Annotated in this window: 17 protein-coding genes; 15 read left to right on the forward strand and 2 right to left on the reverse strand. The window is 59.3% G+C overall.

The genetic code is table 11. The annotated features are described in order from the left end of the window. Positions 1-35: 35 nt before the first annotated feature. From IT585_11590 to IT585_11655, 14 genes are all read left to right on the forward strand, one after another. Positions 36-647: a TetR/AcrR family transcriptional regulator gene (locus IT585_11590; protein MCC6963885.1), complete on the forward strand. Its 612-nt coding sequence runs from the start codon at positions 36-38 to the stop codon at positions 645-647. After that, positions 644-1,972 carry a TolC family protein gene (locus tag IT585_11595; protein ID MCC6963886.1) on the forward strand — a complete coding sequence of 443 codons (1,329 nt, stop codon included), beginning with the start codon at positions 644-646 and terminating at the stop codon, positions 1,970-1,972. Before IT585_11590 ends, IT585_11595 begins: the two co-directional genes overlap by 4 nt. Further along, positions 1,973-2,992 carry an efflux RND transporter periplasmic adaptor subunit gene (locus IT585_11600; GenBank protein MCC6963887.1) on the forward strand — a complete coding sequence of 340 codons (1,020 nt, stop codon included), beginning with the start codon at positions 1,973-1,975 and terminating at the stop codon, positions 2,990-2,992. Position 2,993: 1 nt separating this feature from the next. Next, entirely contained in the window at positions 2,994-6,098 is a 3,105-nt protein-coding gene (locus IT585_11605) for an efflux RND transporter permease subunit (protein MCC6963888.1), read from the forward strand. Positions 6,099-6,108: 10 nt separating this feature from the next. Beyond that, entirely contained in the window at positions 6,109-7,698 is a 1,590-nt protein-coding gene (gene bshC / locus IT585_11610; GenBank protein ID MCC6963889.1) for a bacillithiol biosynthesis cysteine-adding enzyme BshC, read from the forward strand. 9 nt (positions 7,699-7,707) lie between these two features. Beyond that, the gene (gene bshA, locus IT585_11615) at positions 7,708-8,850 is read left to right on the forward strand and encodes an N-acetyl-alpha-D-glucosaminyl L-malate synthase BshA (protein MCC6963890.1); all 1,143 of its coding nucleotides are present in this window, start codon (positions 7,708-7,710) and stop codon (positions 8,848-8,850) included. Continuing rightward, a complete protein-coding gene (gene bshB1, locus IT585_11620; protein MCC6963891.1) occupies positions 8,834-9,550 on the forward strand; it encodes a bacillithiol biosynthesis deacetylase BshB1 in 717 nt (238 codons plus the stop codon). Before bshA ends, bshB1 begins: the two co-directional genes overlap by 17 nt. Before the next feature lie 611 nt (positions 9,551-10,161). Beyond that, positions 10,162-15,780 carry a T9SS type A sorting domain-containing protein gene (locus IT585_11625; protein ID MCC6963892.1) on the forward strand — a complete coding sequence of 1,873 codons (5,619 nt, stop codon included), beginning with the start codon at positions 10,162-10,164 and terminating at the stop codon, positions 15,778-15,780. A gap of 57 nt (positions 15,781-15,837) precedes the next feature. Then, positions 15,838-16,575 carry a hypothetical protein gene (locus IT585_11630; protein MCC6963893.1) on the forward strand — a complete coding sequence of 246 codons (738 nt, stop codon included), beginning with the start codon at positions 15,838-15,840 and terminating at the stop codon, positions 16,573-16,575. A 20-nt stretch (positions 16,576-16,595) separates the two neighbouring features. After that, positions 16,596-17,291 carry a hypothetical protein gene (locus IT585_11635; GenBank protein MCC6963894.1) on the forward strand — a complete coding sequence of 232 codons (696 nt, stop codon included), beginning with the start codon at positions 16,596-16,598 and terminating at the stop codon, positions 17,289-17,291. A gap of 202 nt (positions 17,292-17,493) precedes the next feature. Further along, positions 17,494-17,880, forward strand: coding sequence for a PilZ domain-containing protein (locus tag IT585_11640; GenBank protein MCC6963895.1), 387 nt, complete (start codon positions 17,494-17,496; stop codon positions 17,878-17,880). A 291-nt stretch (positions 17,881-18,171) separates the two neighbouring features. Further along, positions 18,172-18,870: a hypothetical protein gene (locus tag IT585_11645; protein ID MCC6963896.1), complete on the forward strand. Its 699-nt coding sequence runs from the start codon at positions 18,172-18,174 to the stop codon at positions 18,868-18,870. Positions 18,871-18,891: 21 nt separating this feature from the next. Further along, positions 18,892-19,122 carry a DUF4266 domain-containing protein gene (locus IT585_11650; GenBank protein MCC6963897.1) on the forward strand — a complete coding sequence of 77 codons (231 nt, stop codon included), beginning with the start codon at positions 18,892-18,894 and terminating at the stop codon, positions 19,120-19,122. Continuing rightward, a complete protein-coding gene (locus IT585_11655) occupies positions 19,113-20,390 on the forward strand; it encodes a DUF3570 domain-containing protein (GenBank protein ID MCC6963898.1) in 1,278 nt (425 codons plus the stop codon). The genes IT585_11650 and IT585_11655 overlap by 10 nt, the downstream gene beginning before the upstream one ends. 41 nt (positions 20,391-20,431) lie before the next feature. Here the strand turns inward: IT585_11655 and IT585_11660 are convergent, their stop codons facing one another. Both IT585_11660 and IT585_11665 read right to left on the reverse strand, forming a co-directional pair. Further along, on the reverse strand, positions 20,432-21,229 hold the full coding sequence (locus tag IT585_11660; GenBank protein ID MCC6963899.1) for a DUF4388 domain-containing protein: 798 nt from the start codon (positions 21,227-21,229) through the stop codon (positions 20,432-20,434). A gap of 537 nt (positions 21,230-21,766) precedes the next feature. After that, positions 21,767-22,600: a phosphodiester glycosidase family protein gene (locus IT585_11665; protein ID MCC6963900.1), complete on the reverse strand. Its 834-nt coding sequence runs from the start codon at positions 22,598-22,600 to the stop codon at positions 21,767-21,769. A gap of 1,591 nt (positions 22,601-24,191) precedes the next feature. On the opposite strand from IT585_11665, the gene IT585_11670 reads away from it, so the two are divergent. Next, the coding region (locus IT585_11670; protein ID MCC6963901.1) for an OPT/YSL family transporter at positions 24,192-24,883 on the forward strand (692 nt) is incomplete at its 3' end.

The following is a 24,883-nucleotide window of genomic DNA, read 5'->3' on the forward strand; positions in this document are numbered from 1 at the left end:
TTTTTTTGCAACCGACGGACTGACCAGTCCGTCTAATGGGTGATATGCGATCAGGCAAGAGCAAGAAACGCCAGGTACTACCGGCGCCGGCCCGGCAAAAGATGATTCTCGACGCGGCGCTGGACGAATTTGCCCGGTTCGGGTACGACGAGTGCAACGTCGACGCGATCGCGGAAAAGGCGGAGATCGGTAAGGGGACGATTTACCGGCAGTATCCGTCGAAGCTCGACCTGTATGCGGCGGTGGTGAAGCGAGGCCACGATATGCTCCATGAGAAGATGGGACAAATTGCGCACTGCGACTGCGGATTCGACGAAAAAACGCGACGCGGGATCAAGGAATTTGTGGACTTTTTCGTCACGAATCCCAAGTATTACCGGGTTATTTTCGTCGAGCGGCCGGATCGGCGGCTTAAACTCAACCGCATGGTGCCGCACGGCGAAGAGCACCTGGCGCAGGAGATTGCGCGGCACATCACGCACGGGGTTGAAAGCGGTGAATTCCGGGCGGTCGATCCGCATTTTGCGGCGCTGAGTTTCCTGGCGATAGCCAAGGTGATTATTGAGCGGCAGATTTACGGACGCGGGCATTCGCTTGATGCCGATACCCGTGCCGCGGCTGATATTTTGAAAGGAATCCACAAGTGAGGAAGACACCCTATGCAGTCGCGCTGATCCTGATGCTGGCGTGTCTGGCCGGCAGCGGGCAGGGGCGGGAGTTGACGCTGGAGCAGGCGGTCAACGAGGCCTTGGCCAACAACCAGGACTATCTGATGGCGCGGGCGGAATTGGAGCGGGCGCAGGCAGAGATTCAGCGCGCCACGGCGGAAGCGCTGCCGGATTTGAGCTTCAGTTCGAGCTACACGCGCAACCTGGAAATCCCGGAAGTGGTATTCGGCGGGATGAGTTTCAAGCTGGGCACCGACAACAGCATCAGCGCCGGCCTGACCTTGAAGCAGCCGATCTGGCAGGGAGGCAAGGTGGCGGGCGCAATCAAGATTGCGCGGCTCTATCGCAGGTACACGGAAGCGGCGGTGCAAGAGACGGAAGCGGAGATTAAGTTCGCGGTCCGGCAGTCGTTCTTGAACGCCATTCTGGCGCAGGATGTGGTGGCGGTGTACCGCGACGCACTGGCAACGGCGGAGTTGAACCACGAGATGATTGCCAAGATGCAGGCCCAGGGGGTGGTGTCGGAGTATGAGAAGTTGCGCGCCGAGGTCGAGGTGGCCAATCTGAAGCCGCAGCTCTTGCAGGCGCAGAATCAAGCGACGCTGGCACTGAACGCGCTCGAGAATTTGATCGCGGCCGACCGCCGCGAGGAGGTAACGCTGCGCTATGACTTTGATTCGACGCTGGCGCAGCAGAGTTACCGGTTCGACCAATTGCTGGAGGTGGCGCTGGCGCGGCGCGCGGCGCTGCAACGGCAGGAGCGTTTGGCGGAGATCACGCAGCGCGCCATCGGCATTGCCAAAGCGGAGCGATCGCCGAAGTTCGATTTTGTGAGTCATTACGGCTGGAGCTATCAATCAGACGACTTCGGCCTGGAGGGCTACAAGTGGTCGCCCAGCTGGACGGCGACGATCAATCTGTCGTTTCCGATTTTCAACGGCTTCTCCACCAAAGCCAGCATCCGCAAGGCGAAGGTGGACAATCTTCAGGCCGAGTTGAGTTACGAGAAGCTGCGCGATCAGGTGGAGCTGCAGGTGCGCGACGCATTTTTGAGCTACAACGAAGCGACGGAGCGCCTGCAGACGCAGATCAAGACGATCGAGCAGGCGGAAGAAGGGCTGCGCATTGCGCGCATTCGCTATCAGAACGGCGTCGGGACACAGCTGGAGATTCTGTCCTCGGAAACAGCGCTGACGCAGGCTCGCACCAACTACGTCCAGGCCACCCACGACGCGGCACTCGCCGTGTATCGCCTGTTGCGCGTCACGGGTGTCAACCAGATCAATGAGCTAAAGGAGCAATAGATGAGACTGCGCTGGATATTTCCGGTAATCGCGGCGACGGCGATTCTGACATCGTGCGGCAAGAACTCCGGCGAGACGGCAACGATGTTGCCGACAATTCCGGTGAAGACGGTCATGGCCGAGGTCGGTCCGATCAGAGCCGAGCGCGAATTCGCCGGGGGGCTGGAGGGGATTAAGCAAGCGGACATCATGGTGCGACTGTCGGAGGCGGTGGTCGAGCTGCCGTTTCGGATCGGCGACCGCGTGAAGGCGGGCGATGTGATTGTCTTTCTCGACAAGGGCGGGGCGTCGTCGCAGTACTTCCAGGCCAAGGCGACATTTGACAATGCGGAAAAAAACCATCGCAAGATGAAGTACTTGTACGATGAGAAGGCGATCAGCGAATCGGCGTTCGATGCGGCCGAGAGCCAGTTCGAGGTGGCACGGGCCAATTTTCGGGCGGCGCGGGAGCTGGTAGAGTTGACCTCGCCGATCAACGGCGTGCTGGTGGAGCTAAATCCGAAGGTGGGCGACGTGCCGCGGGTCGGGACGATTGCCGCGCGGGTGGCGAATATTGAGACGCTGCGGATGTCGTTCGGGGTGCCGGCCAGCCTGGCGGGGCAATTCCGCAGCGGCATGAGCGGGAGCGTGCGCGTGGCCAGCGCCGAGACGGTGGACAGTTGCACGGTGACGCGGATCTCCTCGGCGGCGGATCCCCAGACGCGGTCGTTCACGATCGAGGTAGCAGTTCCGAATCCGAGCGGCCGGTTGATGCCGGGGACCTTCGCCAAGGCCCGGTTTGCGATTGCGAGTTCCGACAACGCCCTACGCGTGCCGCAGGCGGCGTTGATTTCGGAGGAGGGCGTTCAGTCGCTGTACATCGTCAGGAACGACACGGCCTACGCGCGGACGGTCAGCGTCGGGATTTACAACGAGACGACGGTGCAGATTCTCTCCGGTATCGAGGCGGGGGATGAGGTGGTTTATTTGGGGCAGGGATTTTTGGCGGATGGGTACCCGGTTGTAAGGGACAAGAATTAGTATGATACTCTCGAAGATAGCCATCAACCGTCCCGTGTTTACGGTCATGGTCACGCTGGCCCTGGTCGTGCTCGGGCTGTTTGCCTACCGCGATTTGAGCGTCGAGATGTTTCCCGATATTGATTTTCCGTTCGTGGTGGTGACCGTGTCGTATCCGGGTGCGTCGCCGGAGACGATGGAGACGGAGATCGTGACCAAGATCGAGGACGCGATGAACACGGTGTCGGGGGTCCGGCACATTACTTCCAAGTCGTACGAGGGGTATGCGTTTACGTTTGCCGAGTTTGAGCTGGAGGTCAACGACGACGTCGCGGCGCAAGACGTGCGCGAGAAGATTGCCGGGATCCGCCGGGATTTGCCCGACGACATGGAGGAGCCGGTAATCCAGAAATATGACCCGATGTCAATCCCGATCATTTCGCTGGCCGTCTCGGGCGATCGGTCGGCGCGCGAGCTGACGCTGATTGCGCGGGAGGATATCAAGAAGGCGCTGGAGAACATTCGCGGCGTCGGCAACGTCGAGTTGATCGGCGGCGAAGAGCGGGAAATTCTGGTCGAGCTGGATCTGACGGCGCTAGAAGCCTATAATCTGTCGATTTTCGACGTGCAGGGCCGGGTACAGGCCGCGAGTCTGGAATTGCCGGCGGGCAAGCTGGAGCGCGGGGAGCGCGACTTTTCGATTCGCACGCTGGGCAAGTACGTCACGGTCGACCAGATCGCGAATACGGTCATCAAGACCGACCGCGGGGTGCAGGTGTTGTTGCGCGATATCGCAACCGTCAAGGACACCACGAAGGAGATCGAGTCGATTTCGCGCCTGAATGGGCGGCGCGCTGTCGGCCTGGCGCTGATCAAGCAATCGGGCGCCAACGTCGTCGACGTGGCGGCGGAGGTAAAGGCGCGACTGGCAGAACTGCGGCAGCAATTGCCGAAGGACGTCGAGATCGTGATTGCGACCGACAATTCGAAGTTTACGGAAGAGGCGGTGCATGACGTCGTGGTCAACATCATCTACGGCGGCATTCTCGCGGTCATCGTGATCTTCTTCTTTCTCGCGGACACGCGCGCGACGATCATCTCGGCGATCGCGATTCCGACCTCGATCATCGCGACGTTCCTATTCATGGGGGCGCTGAATTTCACGCTGAACTTCATGACGCTGCTGGCGCTGTCGCTGGCGGTGGGGCTGTTGATCGACGACGCCATTGTCGTCATCGAAAATATTTACCGACATTCCGCGTACGGCAAGAAACCGGGGGAGGCGGCCTACGACGCCACGAGCGAAATCGCGCTGGCGGTGCTAGCGACGACGTTTACAATTATCGTGGTGTTCGTGCCGGTGGCGTTCATGAAGGGGATCGTCGGGCGATTCTTTTATGCCTTCGGCATCACGGTGGCGGTGTCGGTGGCGGTCTCGCTGTTTGTCGCGTTTACCCTGACACCGATGCTGTCATCGCGCTGGTTGCGCGGCGAACATGAATTTCACAAGGCGACGAAAAACCCGATTTACCGGTTCACCAACTGGTGGAACCAGCTGTTCGAGCGATTGAACGACTACCTGCAAATTGCCGTACGTTACGCCTTGACCCACCGCGGAGTGGTTGTGGCGGCGGCGCTGCTGACCTTTGTCGGGAGTTTGATGCTGGTGCCGTTGATCGGCACGGAGTTCATCCCGGAGTATGACCGGGGCGAGTTTTTCGTGGCCGTGAAGTCGGCGCCCGGCACCAGTCTGGACGGAACCGCGACGCTGACGGCGGGGGTGGAGAAGGTCCTCCGCACGTATCCGGAGATTCAGGACGTCTATACGACGATCGGTTCCGGTATCACTCCGGACAACGAAGGGACGATCACGGTGCGGATGGTAGAGCTGGACAAGCGCGAACGGTCATCGTTTGAGGTGATCAGTGCGCTGCGGAGGGAATTGGCCGCGTACCCGGGATTGCGGTTGAGTTTCTCGAGCGAGAACTCGAGAGGTGGCGGCGGTTCGCCGGTGGAGATTTCGGTGGCCGGAGAGCGAATGGAGCAGTTGACTGCGCTGGCGGCGATGGTCGAGGACTCGGTGCGAGCCACGCCCGGGGCGGTGGAGGTAGATAATTCCTTGGGTGAGGGCAAACCGGAGTTGCAGGTCGCGCTGGATCGGGAGAAGATCGCCGATCTGGGTTTGAATGTGTCGCAGATTGCTTTGGCCGCGCGGTATCTGGTCAACGGCGTGGTGCCGCTGAAGTTTCAGGAGGGCGACCGGCAGGCGGATGTGCGGTTGCGGCTGCGCCCGGAGGACCGCAATGATCTGTCCGATCTGTCGCGAATCCTGATCCCGTCATCGAAGGAGATTGACGGCGAGAAAGGACAGCAGTTCCCACTGAGCTACGTCGCGAACTTCGCGGAGGCCAGCGCAGTCGCGGAGTTGTCGCGCTATGACCGGATGAAGACGATTACAGTCTCGGCAAACAATTCCGGGCGGTTTGCCGGCGACGTGCGCACCGACGCGATGGCGAAGGCCGGGCAGATCCCGACGCCGCCGGGGTATCGCATTTACGCTACTGGCGAAGCCGAAATACAGGCGGAGTCATTCGGCTATATTATTGAAGCGTTGTTCCTGGCGATCATTTTGATCTATTTCGTGTTGGCGTCACAATTTGAAAGTCTGACTGATCCGTTTGCGATCATGTTGTCGTTGCCGATGTCGCTGCTGGGAGCGTTTCTCGGACTGCTCTTGCTGGGGAGTTCGATATCGATCATGTCGCTGATCGGCATTGTGATGTTGATGGGGCTGGTGACCAAAAACGCCATCCTGCTGGTGGATTTTGCCAAGCAGGATCTGCGGCGGGGAACGCCGCGCACGGAGGCGTTCGTGAAGGCCAGTTCGGTGCGGCTGCGCCCGATCATCATGACGACGGCGGCGATGATCTTCGGGATGTTGCCGCTGGCACTGGGAATTGGGCCGGGCGCGGAGCTGCGCGCCGGCATCGCGCGGGCGGTGATCGGCGGCCTGATAACTTCAACCGGATTGACGCTGGTTGTCGTACCAGTCGTATATACTTTGCTGGATGATCTGGTCCGAAAAGTTCGCGGTAAGAGTCAAGTTGCAGTCGACGTCAATAATTAGATTCGAGCAAATGCCGGGTAGTCGGAAGTTGTTTCTGGACTACCTGGCGGGCAAGACCGCGGAATACTTCCACTACGATTTTAATTCCGACGACGCGCTCCGGCAGGTGCAGGAGCGCGTCAGCCGGCGTTCCTACCAGCGCGAACGGATCGTCGCGGTCTTGTTACGGCAGAACCAGGCGTATGGCGCCGGACCGCGGACGATCGAGAATATCCACCGGCTGTTGGATCAAAGCACTTCGGCAGTTTTCACCGGCCAGCAAGTGACGCTGTGCGGCGGGCCGCTGTTCGTGTTTTACAAGGCGGCGTTGGCGGTCAAGCTGGCGGCGAGTAATTGCCGCAAGCTGGAGGGCCGGGTGGTGCCGATTTTCTGGATGGCGGCTGATGATGCCGATTTTGATGAAGTCGCGCGGCTGCAGATTCCGACACCAGAGAATACGTTACGCGAGCTGATCTACCGGTCGTTGGGTGATGTGTCCGGGCAGCCGATGGGCGCGGTGGATCTGGATGCCGGAATCAACACGCTGCTGGATGAACTGGAGCAGGCGCTGCCGCAGGCGGAATTCCGAGCGGAGTTGATGACCCTGCTGCGCCGGTGCTATCAGCCGGGCACATCGATCGTGACCGCGTTCGGCCGGCTCATGAGCCAAGTTTTTCACGACAGCGGCCTGATCTTTGTCGATCCGAGTGATCCGGAATTTCGCGAGATGGCATTGCCGGTGTTCCGCCGCGAGTTGGAATTGGGCGAGCAGGCGGCGCAACTCATCGAGGGACGAAATCGCCGGTTGGAGGCGCAGGGTTATCATTTGCAGGTGGCGCGCCCCGGCGGCTACTCGAATCTGTTCTATTATAACGGCAAACGAACGCGCATCGATCTGGCGCCGGATGGATTTGCGATCGACGGCAAGGCATACAATCGTGCCGAACTGGCGGGGGTGCTGGAGCGGGCGCCGGCGTTGTTTTCGCCGAACGTCTTTTTACGCGCGATCGTGCAGAGCCACATCTTTCCGACCCTGGTATATTTTGCCGGTCCGGCGGAAGCGGCGTACTTCAGCCAGATTCGCGACTTGTTTGAGCTGTACGGCGAGGAGCCGCCAATTATCTATCCCCGCTTTTCGGCGACGATCATCGAGCCGGCGATCGCGCGACTGCTGGAGAAGTTGGAGATCGGTGTGGAGCAGACCTTCGGGGATGTTAATCAACTGGTCAACGAGATTCTGCTGCGGACTTTCCCGGGGGACTTTGAGCAGGGTTTTGCGTCGTTGCGCGAGGAGGTGCGCCGCCGGATGGACGAAATTGCGGCGCGGCTAGACCAGTCGGATCATGGGCTGATCACCAACGCCAATCGCATTGCCGGCAAGCTGGACCTGGAGATCAAGAATCTTGAGGAGAAAGTCTTTCAGGCGCACCGCAAGAAGAACCAGACGCTGCGGGCGCAGATCGAGCGCGTGGGATTCAACCTCTACCCCAACGGCAAGTTGCAGGAGCGGAGTTTCCCGTTGATCTACTACATGGCGAAATACGGGCATGGCATCATTGACCGACTGCTGCAGGCGGTGGACTGCAACAGCAAGGTGCACCACCTCATCTATCTGGAGTAGGGAGCAGACGTGAAGATCGGCATTACGTGTTATCCAGTGGTGGGTGGTTCGGGTATTGTCGCAACCGAACTGGGGATGTCGCTGGCGGCGAAGGGGCACCAGGTACATTTCATTTCGTACCAGTTGCCGTTCCGGCTGGATCAGTTCCGCGAGAACGTCTATTTCCACCAGGTTGATGTTTCGAGCTATCCGCTGTTCAAGTACCCGCCCTACACACTTTCGTTGGCGGCGAAGATGGCGGACGTGGTGTGCCGCTGGAAGCTCGATTTGTTGCACGTTCATTATGCCATCCCGCATGCAACCGCGGCGTTCCTGGCCAAGCAGATTGCGGGGGACTGCAAGATCAAGGTGGTGACGACGCTGCACGGCACCGATGTGACGTTGGTGGGGAGCGAGCGTTCGTTTTTCGAGATCACCAAATTCTCGGTGCAAGTATCAGACGGCATTACGGCGGTCTCGCAGGCGATTCGGACGCAGACGCTGGAGATGTTCGGACTCGACAATCACATTGAAGTCATACCGAATTTTGTCGACACGGAGTTGTTCAAGCCGGAGATTCGTCATTGTTCGCGGCGGACGTTCGCGGCCGATGACGAGAAGATCATCATGCACGCCTCGAATTTTCGTCCGGTCAAGCGGATTCCCGACGTGATTGAGACGTTTCGGCTGACGCGGGCGCAGGTGAAGTGCAAACTGATCCTGGTCGGGGATGGTCCGGAGATGAGCCTGGCGGAGCACTTGATTTCGCAGTACGGCCTGACCGAAGATGTGATGCTGCTGGGGAATCAGGATTCGATCGCGACGATTCTGCCGGTGGCGGATGTGTTCTTGCTGCCGTCGCAGACCGAGTCGTTCGGTTTGGCGGCGCTGGAAGCGATGTCGTGCGGCGTGCCGGTGATTGCCAGCGACACCGGCGGCTTGCCGGAACTGGTGACCGACGGTCGGGACGGCTATCTGACACCGGTCGGCAATGTGCATCGTCTGGTCGAGGCGACAACTGCATTGTTGACCGATGAGGCCCGGCTGCGCAAGATGAAGCAGGCGGCGCGCACAACGGCGATCGGGCGGTTTTCGTCGGAGTTGATGGTGCCGAAATACGAAGATTACTACCTACGAGTGATAGCGGGAACAGGGAATGAGCGCAACGGTTGACTGCCTGGCAATTGCCGCCCACCGGGATGATCTGGAGATCACCTCGGGTGGCTTGATCGCGAAGCTGGTTGATTTGGGGCATTCGGTGGCGATGCTGGATTTGACGGCGGGCGAGATGGGATCACAGGGCGATGCGGCGGTGCGGACGGCGGAAGCGACAGCGGCTGCGAAGGTGCTGGGAGTCGCCGTGCGTGAAAATTTGGAGTTGCCGGATGCGTACCTGCAGCCCGCGCTGGACTTTCGGGCACGGCTGGCGCAGAAAATCCGCGACCTGCGACCGCAATTGGTGATTCTTCCGCACTGGCTGCAGCGACATCCGGATCATCGAGTGGCCTCCGAACTGGGGTTCGATGCGTGTTTCTATGCCGGACTCAAGAAAGCAAAGTTGGAGGGGCAGCCGCATCGTCCGCGCAAGATCCTTTATTCGATTTACTACGGCCTGGCCGAACCGACCTTCGCGGTGGACACGACGCAGCAGTTGGAGCGGAAGCTGGAGTCGATTCGGTGCTACAAGTCGCAGTTTGCGGAGAACGACAAGGAGAACAAGGTGTTTTCGCCCGGCACGGATGTATTCGAACTCGTGCGAGTGCGCGATCGGGCGCTGGGGATGCGGATTCGCGTCGGTTACGCGGAGGGTTACGTGCAGCGAGAGCTGGTCGCAGTAGACGACCCGATGAAGTTGGGTGGCTTTTCCATTTGAACTCAGCAAAGGAATTAGCAAGCACGGGGCGAGTCGTTGAGCCGACAAGGGTCGTCGATACGTATTTGGGGCTTCTAGTCGTATGGGGGCCACCGGGCAGGAAAGGCGGGCAAGTTATTGGTAAACAGGTAGATAGTGTAACTCAGCCGACTGCGACGTTGCTGTACGCATTATATTCGCAATTTACTCGCAGTTTCAAGGGTTGACGTAATCGATCATTTTAGCGATGTTCCTCTGTCTACAGATATTCAAATAGCGGAAGGTCAGGCATTGCAGCGAAGGTACCGGGGCGAATCCTTTCGTGAATCCCCAGCTTCCGAAGAAACTTTAGGTCGTCAGACGCTGACATTTGAACAAACTGTGAAGTTCAGGTCGCGAGCCGGATGAGGCATTTGCAGAATCCAGACGGGAGGTGATCGAGAACAAGGAGAAGGGCGGGCGGAGTCATTGTTGAGATCTCGACTTCGCGCGCGGCAATTCACGGCACGAGGGTGCCGTGATCTGTTGACCGAAGACCAAGCGGTTGCCTGAGGCAGTCAACTCCGGTGAGCAATTTCCGGATGATCGGCGAAAAATCGGGCAAGTGCGCATTATTCAGGGAGGGTTAACCAATGTTACAAAGCTCTATCGTGAAATCGTTGTTGGTGGCTGTCGTCCTGATTTTGTCATTGACGGTAGTCATGGCAGCGGCGCCGGTGAAGCCGCCAGTGAACCAGACGGAGCCGGCGGGTCAGCTTTCCGGGAAGGCGGCAATTCCCACTGCAACAATGAAGTTGCAGGCGGGCGCGGCTGGTGTGGCCGATGACGGACCGGGGATTCCGGCAAACATACCGGCAATGCCAACGAAGCAGTTTCGCCCGGCGACGGCGGCAGCCACCGCTATCTATCATGGTGAGTTTGGCGGGGCACCGTATGCCAAGGTCGATGCCGGGGCAGTAGCGGCATTTAAAGCCGAGGCGGCATTGATCGGGGCCGGGGGCTACACATCAGATACCGAATATAGAGGCTTGGATGCCTGTCTTATATCGTTTGACAACGGCTCGACCTATGCGACCGACCGCGGCGGATGTATCTACATCCAGACCGTAGTTACCGGTCTGCAGGCGGGTGATATCGTGTATGTCGACAACAATTACTTCTATGACGATGGAACGGGATATTACTCGTACTGGGATCAAGCGCCCTACTGGGTGCTGATTAATCCTTACACGCACAACTCGACCGCAACGATCAACAACTGGTTGATCTACTTTGAGGCGGATGGTCTCGGTGGTTACACCATGGTGATCGGCTCGGGCGAGTACAACCTGGCGTTGAACAATGACGACCTCACGACAGTAATCGGAGACAAGTTCCGGTTGACGCGCCAAGTGCGGGTGTACCAGGGCGCCACACTGGTGAGCCCGGCAACAAGTTCGCGAGGATATACCTACTCGACAGCGGGTATCACGGGCGGCACGGAGACTGACGCAAGTTACCTCGACACGCCGGACCTCGATTTGGTGGGAGCCAGCCCGGTCTGGGTGGATGACGACTGGGCCGGTTCGGACAATGGCGATATTGTCGGCGGGCACATTTACGGTGAGGATGCCTTCGACAATATCCAACAAGGTGTCGACGGCAGCGTGGCCGGCGGTGTGGTTAATGTACTTGCCGGCGGTTATGTCGAGAACATCGTCGTCGGCAACTCAGTACACGTCAGCGGCGCCGGTCAGGCGGTGGTGACAGTGTATCCGGCGCTATCGGCGCCGAATCCGGTGGGAGGCGGTTCGATGCCACCGGGGGCGAGCCACATGATGCTGATCGCGGCGAATGATGTCGAGCTATCGGGTATGACGCTGGACGGCGACAATCCAGCCTTGACCAGCGGAATCGTAGTCGGCGGCGCCGATCTGGATGCGCGGAACGGGATTATCACCGATCATCCCAGCGGCGTCTATAACGGGCTGCTGATTCACGATTGCACGGTGAAGAACATCTACCTGCGCGGAATTTACGCCTCATCGGGCGGGACGTTCAATTTCCATCACAACACGGTGGACAATGTCAACGCCGAGTACGCCTCGATCGGCATGTTTAACTATGGCGGCGCGGGGACGTTCGCTTACAATACCGTATCGAACTGCAACGACGCGATCTCGTCGAATCATTCGCGAGGCTGCCAGTTCCTCAACAACATTGTGACGGGGTGCGGCAGTGGTGTTCACACCGACAACGCCGGCGACGGTGGCGGTGTGGCCGATCTGATCGACGGCAATCAGATCTCGAATAGCGCACTCTACGGCTACGGCATCTTCACGTTCGTGCCGTACATCTTGCCGGTGGTGCAGAACAACACAATCACTAATGTGGATGTGGGTTTGACGGCGGCGGGATCGTATGCGGCGGTAACTCCGCAGTTTCTGAACAACACGGTTGACGGTCAGAACAAGACCAACAGCACCGGTGTGTATATCACGACCGAGATCTGGGGTTATACTTCCGGCAACGTTACTGTGTTGATGCAGAATAACTCGATCACGAACAACACGGATGCGTTCTATGTCGTGGCGGAGGCGGGCTTCACAAACGCCTTGACGGTTTTCGACAACGAAATTCGAAATAATTCGAATTCCAGTGTGTATGCCGCGACGGGCACCATGGGCGCGGGGACGTTCAATTTGAATTTCTCCGGGAACTGGTGGGGAGTCACCGACCCGACGGCGGTGGCGACACCAATTTACGCGGTGGCTGATTATACGCCGTGGCTGGGTGGCGGCACGGCGACGACGCCGGGTTTTGCCGGCGATTTCTCGCTGCTGTGGGTTGACGACGACTCGCCGCAAACCGGTTCGGTGAATCGGGTTCAGGAAGCTGTCAATCTGGTATCGGGGAGCACGATCAATCTGGCGCCGGGGACCTACCCGGGGCAGGTCGTGATTTCCGGTTTCACTGATCTCGATCTGATCGGCGCGGGGATCGGCGTGAGCACGATCCAGGCGACGGCGTCGATGGCGCATTCATTCAACAGCGGCTCGAACAACAACTTCGCGGTGGTATCTGTGGAGAGCTCGACCGGTGTTGACATTTCCGACCTGACCATCGACGGCCTGGGACTGGGCAACAGCAATTATCGGTTTGTCGGCGCGGCGTACTTCAACGCCGGCGGCAGCATGACCGATGTCGAGGTCAAGGATTGCCGCAACACGCCGTTGGACGGCGGCCAGCACGGCATCGGCATCTACGCGCTGATCCTGGATGCGGTCGATCGGACGCTGGATCTGACCGATTGTATCGTGAGCGGTTTCCAGAAGGGCGGCATCGTGTTCATCGGCGCCGACCTGACGGCCACGGCGAACGGCTGTACGGTCACAGGCGGCGGTCCGATGCAATTGGGCTGGCCGGCGCAGAACGGTATCCAGTTCAGCACGGTGGCAGGCGGCTCGGCGATCGGGAATACGATCAACTACATTTCCTACGTGCCGGCGACCTGGGCTGCGACCGGATTCTTGATCTATGGGCCGGAGACGCTGACGATCGACGGCAACAACCTGAACGAATGCCAGTTCGGCGCGTACATGATCGACGCCGCCGGCAGTTTTTCAGGCAATGCATTTACGGCGACACCGGCGGGTACCGGGATGCAGGAGTATTACGGCCTCTATGTCTTGTCGCAAGTCGCGGCGAAAGGGAAGCAGCGCCAGGCCCAGCCGTACGACGCTGAGCTGATCGCAGGGATCAAGAGCGATTTGGAGCGGCAGGCACTGGCGCCGAATGCGCTGGTAGTCACGGCTGACGACAATATCATGGACGGCGGGAACGGCACGTCATCGCAGGGAATCGTGGCGTATTCGTACACGGCGGGGAACCTGCAGTTCTCGGCGGACAACAACCGCCTGACGAACTTCGAATGGGGTGCCGGAGTGTATGCCAATCCATCGCCGGTTACGGCGGTCTTCACAAACAGCGAATTCCTGTACAACAATGTGGGATTCGAGAGCTACGGCGGCACCGTCGATGTGCAGTTCAACATCTTCCAGAACACGACAAATGCCACGGACGATTTGGCCGGCAACACCTACAATCAGAATTGCTGGCATGACTGGTCGGGAGTCGGGCCGTATGCGATCGGCGGCGGCGGTGGCAACACCGATGCCAATCCGGTAGCCGACTGCGGTCTGGACATGACGCCGAACAGCATCGTGTACGATTGCTCGGGCGATTTCACGTTTGACGTCGGTATCGGCAGTGCCGTGACGGCGTTGGATGCCGCCAACATCTGGCTGGAGTATCCGGCTGAGCTGACGGTAACGAACGTGACCGGGGCGAGCGGCAATTACTTTGTCGCGTACACGCAATCGACGAACATACTGAACACGCGGGACACGCTGAAGGTGAATCTGGGTGTGCTCACAGGTGTGGAAGACGGCCCGGCGCCGCTGTTTACGGTGGCGATGAACGGTAGCGTCTCGTGCCTGGCGGGCGACATCATGATGATCTATCGCGATCTGCGCGACAGCACGAACTCGCAGATCATCGTGCCGCCGGCCACCGCGATCGACTTCCAGTCGAACTGCGCTGATCCGGACGTGGTGGTCAACTCGCCGGCTGCGGGCGGATTCTATAATATCGCGCCGGTGCTGAGTCTGACGGCCACCGACGACTGCGATTTGAACGCGCTTTACTATCAGGTGGACGGTTGCACGCCGGGCGGCTGGCTGCCGATTGCCACCGGACTGAGCGGCACGATTTACAATAATCCGACCTGGTCATTGTCGGGCGCGGAATTTGCAGCCTTGACGGAGGCGAGCCACTGTATTCGCTTCAAAGTGACCGACGATTTCGGCCGCGCTAATGCCGATTCGTGCAGCTATACCTGGTGCTTCACCAAGGACGTGACGGCACCGACGCCGCCAATCAACCTGGTGGCGCAGCCGGGTCACAACAAGGTACAACTGAGCTGGATCAATTCCAGTTCACCGGATGCGATCGGCGTACAGATTCAGCGGATCCCGTGGACGGACTATCCGAACTACGGCAGTATGCCGACGCCGACCGCGGCGCCGGCCTATCCGGCCAACCAGTTGACCGGCACGACGATTTTAAGCGCGGGCGCGACGCCCAGCACGCCGGGCAACCACACGGATGTTATGGGTCTGAGCAATGCGACGCGTGACATCTATTACTTCGGGGCGTTCGCCTATGACGCCGCGGGCAATTACTCCGTGGCGGCACCGTCGGCGCAGGCGCGGTCGACTTCATACTGGCTGGGCGATCTGGCCAATGAAGCGGTAACGCTGGGCGCGTTCGATGGACTGGTGTACTTTGGCGACCTCGTGCATTTTTCGTCGACGTACGGGCTGAATGAAGGGGATGGCGGGTATATCAGCCACGCCGACTTCGGGCCGACACACAACAACAGCCCGAAGGGGATTCCGATGCCGGACGACAAGGTGGAATTCGAAGACCTGGCGATCTTCGCGATCAACTTTGACGATGTCGTGCCGATGGCGGCGAAGTCTTCGCCGCATCTGACCGGTGTGGCACCGCTGCCCTACACGGGGATGACGTTGGAGTCGCGGGCTACCACGGACGGGTACCTGGTTGACCTCGTTTTGGCCAACGGCAACAACGACGCCAAGTCGCTGTTGGCGGAGATCACCTATGATCGAGTCAACCTGACATTGGTAAGTGTACAGCCGGCCAGTGATATTGTCGCAGGCGGTCAGCCGGTGTTCTTCAAGACGCTGGATAGTGAGAACGGTATTTCGGTCTCGGTAGCCGCGCTGGGCAACGGCGTGAGTTTCCGCGGCTCGGGTGTGATTGCGACGCTGCAGTTCCAGCAGCGGACGGCGCAGCCGGCCAAGGTCGTGCTGGGGCGGCAAGAAATCCGCGACAACGAGAACCGATCGCTGTTGCCGGCGGTGTTGCCGACTGAGGAGCCGGTGACAATTGCGGCGGAAGCAGCGGCGGGCACCTGTGTCGTCTACCAGAACTCACCGAACCCATTCAATCCGGACACAAAGATCGCGTACTCGCTACCGAAGGCGAGCGCGGTCTCGGTGCGGATTTACAATGTGATGGGCCAGGCGGTGCGGACGCTGGTTGACGGCGCGCAGACCGCGGGATATCATGAAGTGATTTGGAACGGCCGCGATGAGAGCGGGAATCTCGCTGCGTCCGGAGTGTACTTCTATCGGTTCGAGACGGACGGTTTTGCCAAGACCGTCAAGATGACACTGATGAAGTAGAACCATCGACACGGCCGGGCTGGTGACAGCCCGGCCGTTCGTCTGCGGAGCACGATTATGACTATTGACGCGAAGCGACTTCTGATAGCAGCGACAATCCTACTGGCGGCGTGCGCGACCGGTTTCGGCCAGAACGACAGCAGCGGCCACATCTACATCTTCCCGGAAGAAAAGATCGTGAACCTCAACGACACGTTCAGTCTGTACGTGCACGTCGATACGGTTCGCGATCTCAAATCATTTCTGCTCGACGTGGAAGTTGACACGACGGTGATTCAGTTGGTGTCGGCGACACGGGAGAGCTTTTTCAGCGGCCCGTCGGGAGCATTCTTCTTTTGGAAGGATACGGTGCAGTCGTTCGTGCCGCCGGATTCCGCGTACGTTTACGAGCTGCTGGCGTCGCTTTTCGGGCCGACAGCCAACGTCGACGGACCGGGCAACCTGGTGAAGATGAATTTTGTTGCACGCGCGCACGGCGTCAGCTTCGTCATTTACCGGCGGGTGCAGTTGCTGGATGTTGCCAACGCGCCGATTGTCGCAGCGGATTCGCTGAACGGGATGGTGATTGTCTGCCCGACGGACTACTTCTTTGGCGATGCCGATTTCAACGGGATCGTCAACATCTCCGACTGCGTCTATCTGATCACCTACATCTTCGGCGGCGGACCGCCGCCGTACCCAATCAAGTTGATTGGTGACGCCGACTGCAACGATGTGATTAGTATTTCGGACGTAGTCTACATAATCAGCTACATTTTTGGCGGTGGACCACCGCCGTGTAATCCCTGCGATTAGCAGGAGAAGGGCAAGTGAGCATGACTACGAAGCTAATCGTTCTGCTAATTACGCTACTGCTGACGGCGGCCGCGGCGAGCGCGACGCCGATCATGGAATTGGTTCCGGATTCCACCACCATTTTTCGCGATTCGTTGTTCGCAGTGGATTTGCAAGTCGATGCGACCTCGACGAATCTGAAGGCCTATTCGGTGGAAGTCGTTTTCAACCGGGCGGTGGTGAGGACGGATTCGATCAGCGTGACGGAAGGGGGATTGTTGGCTTCGATGTCGCAGCCGACATTTTTCTGGACGGCGTTCGCACCGGATTCGGCGACGTTGTACATCGACGGGGCGATCCTGGGCGACGGCATCACGGTCAGCGGCGGGGGCGAGTTAGCGCAGATCGTGTTCTACACGATCGGTTTCGGCGAGAGCGATTTACAGGTGCAGTCGATCCGGGCGCGTGACGGGCTGAACCAGCCTTTAAGTTACCTGGCCGGGAACGCCTGGGTCAAGGTGTGTCAATTCGTCGGGGACGTCAACGCGGACAACCGCATCAACATCTCGGATTGCGTGTATCTGATTAACTGGATTTTTGCGAACGGCCCGACGCCGATTCCTGATCCGTTGGTAGGCGACGTTGAATGCAACGGCTACACTAATATCAGCGACGTCGTGTACCTGATTAGCTATATCTTCTCGGGCGGTCCGGCTCCGTGTGACGACTGTTATTAGGCGGTGCGGCCGCGATTCAGAATGAACCACGGGGCGGCGGCTGAGGCCGCAGCGCGGCGAACAAGCGGCGCGACATGATTTTCGAGACCGGCGAGCAGGAAAAAGCGGGGTCGGGCGCATCTAATTTTGCCGGCGGTATCTGCCGATCATATTTACAGGACAAATTCTAACGAGCCGTAAGGCTTGAAGAGAGGGGAACCCTATGCAGGAACGCCGCAAGAACATGCGACGCCTTCCGGAGTCCGATCTGTACCTAATCGACCTGCAGAGCGATCAGCCGCTGGGGGTCATCCGCGACTTGACGGTCGACGGTTGCAAGCTGAGCGGTTCGGCACCTGTCAAGCTCGGGCAGGCGCTGCATTGCCGTCTGGCACTGCCGGAAGCGGTGCTCGGTTGCAGCGAACTGAGTATCATGGCCGAAACCCGATGGTGTACGGCGGGCGACAAGCCGAACACCTTCGAGATCGGTCTGCAATTCCGCGGGCTCAGCGACAAGGAGCAGATGATCATCAAGATGCTGACGGTGCCATGGGAAGAGTCCGAGCCGCCGCGTCATGCCACGAGCCAGCGGGCTGCAGCCAAGAAGTAGAATCCACAGCGCCTTAACCAGCATCATCCAGCAATGACGGCCGGAGCTCCAAGGAGCCCGGCCGTTGGCGTTGTGGGCCGCAACAACGGCGTCTGAATGCTGAACGACCCTGGCTGAATTCTGCACAGAGGCCGCTGAAAGTTTTCAGAGTTAGGCTTGTTCGATCCATTTTCCTCAAGATTCGCAAAAGCGGCGACGACACTGGAAGCAGAATAGCAGTAACGAGTCGACGCCCTACAGATCCAAGCAGCGGAGCTCAAGGGAGCTTTGCGAAGTCGGAAGGAGAGTGTTATGAACAGGGCAATCGCAGTTATGACGGTGCTGGTGCTGTGGGGAGGCGCTGTCCAGGCACAGGTGGCGCCGCCGCCCGCGGTTTCCGGCTCCGTTTCCAACCGGTTTTTCACGGGAGAAGTTTACGCCGGTTATTACGGCGGCGTGGGGATCCACGCCTGCGGTACGATCTCCAATTTTGCGCAGGGTTTGCCGCTTGAGGTTCGCCTCGGGCTGGGTTATGCCTGGGTGCCGACCGGCGACGCCTTGCGCGCGCGCCGCGTTTTCATCGATCAGGCGACCAACGGCAGCCCGCGCTCGCGCGGCAAGATGTGGGATGCGCGGGTGGATTTACTGTACCCGGTGAAGTTACTCGGATTGGAGCGCTCGCGGCTGTTTGGCGGCCTGCGGCGCAACAACTATACGGCCTATTTTGAGTACATTGGCGGGAACGAGACCTTCGATGTGATTTGCAACCAGTGGGGCGCCGGTGGCGGGCTGGAAACAGCGTTCGCCGTCAGCCCGAAGGTCGACTTGTTGCTCACCGCCGGCCTGGACTATTACTTCCGGGCCACGATGTCTGGGCATGACACGTACTACCGGCCCAACGGTGATGATCTGCACGCCAAGGAAGATTTCACCTATCGTGACGCGGATGCGGCGATCAACCAGCCGGATTTGAATTCGCGCTTCATGCTGGGTGTTGCTTACCGGTTTTGAGAGGATCGCCGGGAGATGCAAATGAAGCGGAAAAACGACATCGGAATTGTGCTGGCAGTGCTGGCAGCAACGCTGATGGCGGGTTGCAGTCACGCCGGGGTTGAAGTGTGGGAGCGGGAGGTGCTGGCGAAGCCGGAGATGCAGTTCGACCACCGGGCGCATGATTTGACGATAGACGACCACATTTACTTCAGTAAAGAGGCTGCCAGCGGAGGCCGCGGCTTCGGCGGCGGCGGTTGCGGGTGCAATTGAAGCGAGCGTCGATTCGGAAGACGCTGGCGGCGATGACCGCAACGCTGGTCGGCTCGACGGCGGCCCATGCCGCCGGCGGGCACTCCGAGACATCGCTGTTGATCTACTCGGAGCGGGATCGCGTGCGGGCGACGGAAGGCAACTTCAGCCTGACGAAGCCGATAAAGTCGGACTACACGTTGAGTCTGCGGCTGACCTTTGACGGCCTGACCGGCGCGACGCCGACGGGGCGGTCGCCTTCCAAGTATCCACAGACGTTGACGCGCGCGTCGGGCGGAAAGACGATCACCGTGCCGGCGGGCGAGTTTCCGGTGGACGAGTATTTCAAGGATACGCGTTTTGCCGCCGAGGCATCCTTGGCGCGGCCACTCGGCCGGAAGACTACGGGATCAGTAGGCGCAGCCGCCTCCAGCGAGCGCGACTACAAGTCGATCGGCGTCAACGGCGGTCTGACACGGGAGTTCAACCGCAATAATACGACGCTGGGGCTGGCCGCGGCCTACACGCGCGATGTTATAACTCCGGTCGGCGGCTTCTACGAGCCCTTCTCGGTATTCGGCGAGGAACTGGACGAGGACCGCGACGACCGGCTGGCGCGATTTGCGGGAAAATCGAAGCGGGTCACCGATCTAGTCTTCAGCCTGACGCAGGTGCTGGATCGGATGACGGTGGTGCGGATGAATTTCTCGCGAAGCCACGCGTCGGGATATCAAACCGATCCATACAAGATTATCAGCGTGGTCCAGCCGCCGGATTCAGCCGATGCGGGCGAGCCGACACGGGACCTTTACGAACGGCGGCCGGACACGCGGAGCAAATATGCCGTCTACGTCGAGCTGCGGCGGCAGATTGCCGGCTGCGCGACGAGCATAGCGAGTCGTTACTTCTGGGATGATTGGGGGATCGAATCGTACTCGATTGATTTGGCCACCCGGCTCGGCATCGGGAAGCGCGGGGCGCTGCAGCCGCGACTCCGGTGGTATCGGCAAGCGCAGGCGGATTTCTACGCGCCTTTCCTCGTCGACGGGCGGCCATTGCCGGAATACGCTTCGGCTGACGGCCGCTTGTCGCAGTTTTATGCGATCACCAGCGGGATCACCTGGAGTGTGCCGGTCAGTGAGCGTTCCTACGTGAATATTACGACGGAGTACTATTTGCAGCGCGGGGACAGCAGTCCGCCGCCGGAATACGGTTCACAACTCACCTTCGATTTGTTCCCGAAGCTGGATGTGGTGATGTTGCGGTTGGGATATGCGCGGGACCTTTGAGAGCCACAGGGGCGGAATCGCGCACACGGTTTCGCCCGCTGTTATTGGGGCGACGACGAATCGGCGGCCTGGGCTTCGCGGGAGCTTTCGTCGATCAGGCGGCAGCCTTCCATTAGGATGAATTCGTTGGGCAGTGAGTTGTTGGCGGGCGGCAGGTCGCTTTCGGTAACGGGCTCCAACAGCCAGGTGCCGCGTTCCCACGCGAGCGCCTTGTAGATGGCCTGTTCGGCGAGCAATTCGCCGTACTGCGCGAAGGCGATATTGCCGCGGTTGAGGTAGATGATGAGCGCGCCGTTGCCGGCGTCGGGTCGGACGGTGATGCGCGCGGTACGCTGGCTGGGGCCGAGAGCCTGGATCAGATCGATGATGCTCATATCGGAGAGATTGCCCCGGGAGCCGGACTGGGGGCGCGGGACTTCGCTGTCGAGGGGTGCATTCAAAATCAGGCGACTGCGCACTTCCTTGAGCTTCGGGACGAGCGCGTCGATGCCTTCGTCGACATCGACGATATCCTGCAGGCCGATTTCCAAGAGCGGGATGAGGAAATGGGCGACGCAACCGCGCACGAGCAAGAAGGTCGGCGAATGGCCGAAATTGATACCCTGGCTGGAGAGGCGCTTGAGGATTTTGACGACATCGCGCGGCAAGGCGAAGGAACGGATGATGAGGATGTCGGGAGTCTGCTGTTTGTAGAGCAAAATGAAGGAGTCGAGCGTCGGCGAGGTGGTCAGGCGAAACCCCTCCTGGCGCAAGCGCACTTTCATGGCATAGTTGTGATCGGCGCGATCGGAATAGACCAGAATATGCGCGGCTTTTCCGTGATGTCTGTGGTCGACCACCTAAATTCCCCGTCCAGTACCAGCGGTCTTGGTTTGGCTCCGCTGCCTCATTGCTTTCAGCGAGACCAAGGCGTTTTGCCACAACGGCATTGCCTGAACTTGCCCGGTCCGAACCGCTCGCGTCCGAACTGCCTCGGCGCCAAGGCGTCCGACAAACCAGCAAGTTTACTCGCTTTCTATAGATTGTCGGAAGTTTTGGAGAGCGGCTTGAGAGTTGACGGCGGGGAGGTCTTTCGGGTTGAAACAGCAATAGCTGTTGCTCGTGAATAACCGGCCGAATTGTGCACGGAATGAGCGCGGGAAAACGTCCCGATGTCGAAGAATCTGCAAGGAGCCACTTCGACCGACTAATCTCGATCATTGGAATTCTGCAAAGCCACCGCACCTACCCCCAACCCATGACGTCTTGTAATGGATTGCCACACAGTGAGTTACGAAAAACTTCTAATCTAGTACTTCCCAAGAAAGTAATACCCGCAGAACATGCGATGGAGCTGTTCGCCGAGAATTCACAACTGGAATGAAGGATCAGGCGGGCTATTGCGGAGTGAGTTTCTTGATTCCGACCACGTTTGGCAGCGGCCAGAAGTGGTCGTTGGAGTCGGATGGGAGAAACTTGGTCTCAAAACTCCCGACCCGTCGGATCACGTGATCGTTATGGGACAAGAACAGCGAAGCTTCGGGACCGCCCTCGAGGTGTTGTGCCGCGACCAAATTGATGGGTAGACTGAGGAGGATGTGGTTGAGATCGTACATCGAGTAGGGTGAGCGCGAGAAGATGAACAGGATATTGCCGTCCTTGTCTTCGCCCAGGGCGGCTTCGCTCCAGAGGTCATCCTGCTGCGACCAGGTATTGCGTCCCGGGTGTTTGATCAGCCGTAGGTTCTGAATCACCGTTCGGTACATCGCCTTGACCGAGTCGAGCGAGATCACATCGAGATCAAAGATCCGAAAAGGCGGCAGGGTCGAGTCGATTGGATCGGCGGCGGCAGCGGAAAGATACTTCGAGACACGCCTGGAGCTATTAACATGATCATGATGGCGGAGGTAGCCGACGTGGGTCCGAAAGTCCTGCTGGAACATGCCGGCGTTGATGGCGGCCACGAGCTCGTATTGGCGGCACCATTCCTCGGCGGTGAGGCTGTAGGCTCCGGTTTCCGAGATCATCAGGATTTCGAGGGAATAAAGGTGCGGGTCGATGCGGATGATGTCGATGCGGGACTCCCCTGTTGTTGATGGCGGTGAGACCGGGAACTGTGCGTACTGCAGACCGGAATCGATTTCGATCCAGAGTGAGTCCGCCGCCGGTGCTTGCGCAGAGATGATCGTGAGTACGGCGAGTAGTGCGGTCAACCTGAAGATTCTGGTCATGTAGTATCCTGCCCAAAAGGATGGCGCCGGGGTGAAATCCCAACAGCAGACAAGCTAAGCAGCGATGCGGGATTGAGCAATCAGATTCGGCTTGCCGGCAAAACATCGGCAGAGCGGAAGCGGAAAAAACATTGCTCCGGCAAAAAGTGTATACTACCTTTCTACACCCCAAATCCAGAATGGATTGCCGACGCACTTTAGCCATTGTAGAGGAGTCGACCAGATGAAGGATTCACCAACGTACACGCCGTACATTGCCCCGGAGCAATCGATCAGGGAGATGACAATTCGCGGGCTGATCCTGGGATCGGTGCTGGGAATTGCATTCGCCGCGTCCTCGGTGTATCTGGGTTTGAAGGTCGGGTTGACGGTGTCAGCATCGATTCCGATTGCGGTGTTGTCGGTGACGATCTTCCGGGCGTTCGGCAAGGCGACGATTCTCGAAAACAACATGGTGCAAACGGTAGGGTCGGCGGGCGAGTCGATCGCGGCCGGGGTGGCGTTTACGTTGCCCTCGCTGCTCTTGATGGGGCAGGATTTGGAGCTGATGCGGATCTTGTTGGTGGCGCTGTTGGGCGGGACGCTGGGCGTGTTGATGATGATTCCGCTGCGGCACGGGCTGATCGTGCAGGAGCACGGCAAGATCACCTACCCGGAAGGGACGGCGTGCGCGGAGGTGTTGATTGCCGGCGACAAGGGCGGGACTTCGGCCAAGACCGTATTTCTCGGGGGTGGTGTTGGATTCGTGTTCGGCTTTCTCAATCTGATTGTGCGGTGGTGGAAAGAGACCTCCGACTGGACGCTCGGCTTTTTCAAAGGCGCATCGATTTCGGCGGAGGTGGCGCCGACGATGCTGGGGGTGGGATATATCATTGGTGTCAAGACCGCATGTAATATGATGGCGGGCGGCGCGCTGGCGTTTATCGTGATCATCCCGCTGATCAAGGCATTTGGCGAGGGACTGACCGGCGCGGTATTTCCTGAGTCCTCGGCGTTGATCAAGGACATGAGTCCGGGCGCGATCCGCAATGCCTATGTGCTTTACATCGGGGCGGGCGCGGTAGCAACGGGCGGGATTATCAGTCTGATTCGGTCAATTCCCTCGATCGTGGGTGCGTTCAAGCGCGGCCTAGGGTCGCTGGCAGCATCGCAACGGGGCGGGCAGCCGGTGATCTTGCGCACTGAGCGCGATATTCCGATGCCGTATGTTCTTGGCGGCTGCGTGATTCTCGTGCTGGCGATCTGGCTGGCGCCGATTCTGAACATCAACTTCGTCTCGTCGGCGCTGATCGTGCTGTTCGGGTTCTTCTTCGTGACGGTATCGAGTCGGATCACGGGCGAGATCGGTTCGTCGTCTAACCCGATTTCAGGGATGACGGTGGCGACGCTGCTGATTACCTGTCTGCTGTTCTTGCTGGTGAACTGGACGGGGGTTGATTTCCGGGTGATGGCCTTGACGACGGCGGCGCTGGTCTGTGTGGCGGCCTCGAACGGCGGCACGATCTCGCAGGATTTGAAGACGGGCTTCCTGGTCGGTGCGACACCATCACGGCAGCAGATTGGCATCATTGTCGGCGTTGCGACGAGCGCGATGGTAATCGGCTGGACGCTGCTGTCGCTGAATCAGGCGATGACGACCTATTCGGCGCGCAATTATCCGAATTTCACGGCACAGGTGCCGGCTGACGCCAAGCAGGTGGAGTACGACGGCAGGATGTACCGCCAGATTTCGCTTCCGGAATTGACCGACGGTGTGCCGACCGGGCGCTATCTGGTCAATGACGCCGGGAAGATCGTGTATCTGATCGATCCGGGCGTGTGCGGCACCGACTTGCATCGTGCGGTGCGCTTGACGGATGCTCAGTATCGCAGTTACCAGGCGGGAGTGTTGCCCGACACGATGCCGACGTTCTTGACTGCGGACGGACCGCAGAAGATTCTGACGCTGGAGGCCGATCAAGGCGGCGTTGCGGCGGGGACGTACTTGGTCGATTCGACCGGCGCGCTGTCGCACCGGCTGATGCCGATTACGAAGTATGATGCGCCCAAGGCGCGGTTGTTCAGCCTGATTATCGACGGTATCCTGACGCACAAGTTGCCGTGGGCGTTAGTGCTGATCGGAATCTCTTTGGCGTTGATCATGGAGTTGGTCGGGGTGTCGTCGCTGCCGTTTGCGGTGGGGCTGTATCTGCCGATTTCGACATCGACACCGATCTTTATCGGCGGCATCATTCGCTGGCTGGTGGATCGGCGGAACAAGAATGCGAGCAGTTCGGAGGCGGA

This window comes from Candidatus Zixiibacteriota bacterium, assembly GCA_020853795.1.
In the GTDB taxonomy this organism is placed as follows: Bacteria; Zixibacteria; MSB-5A5; order CAIYYT01; family CAIYYT01; genus JADJGC01.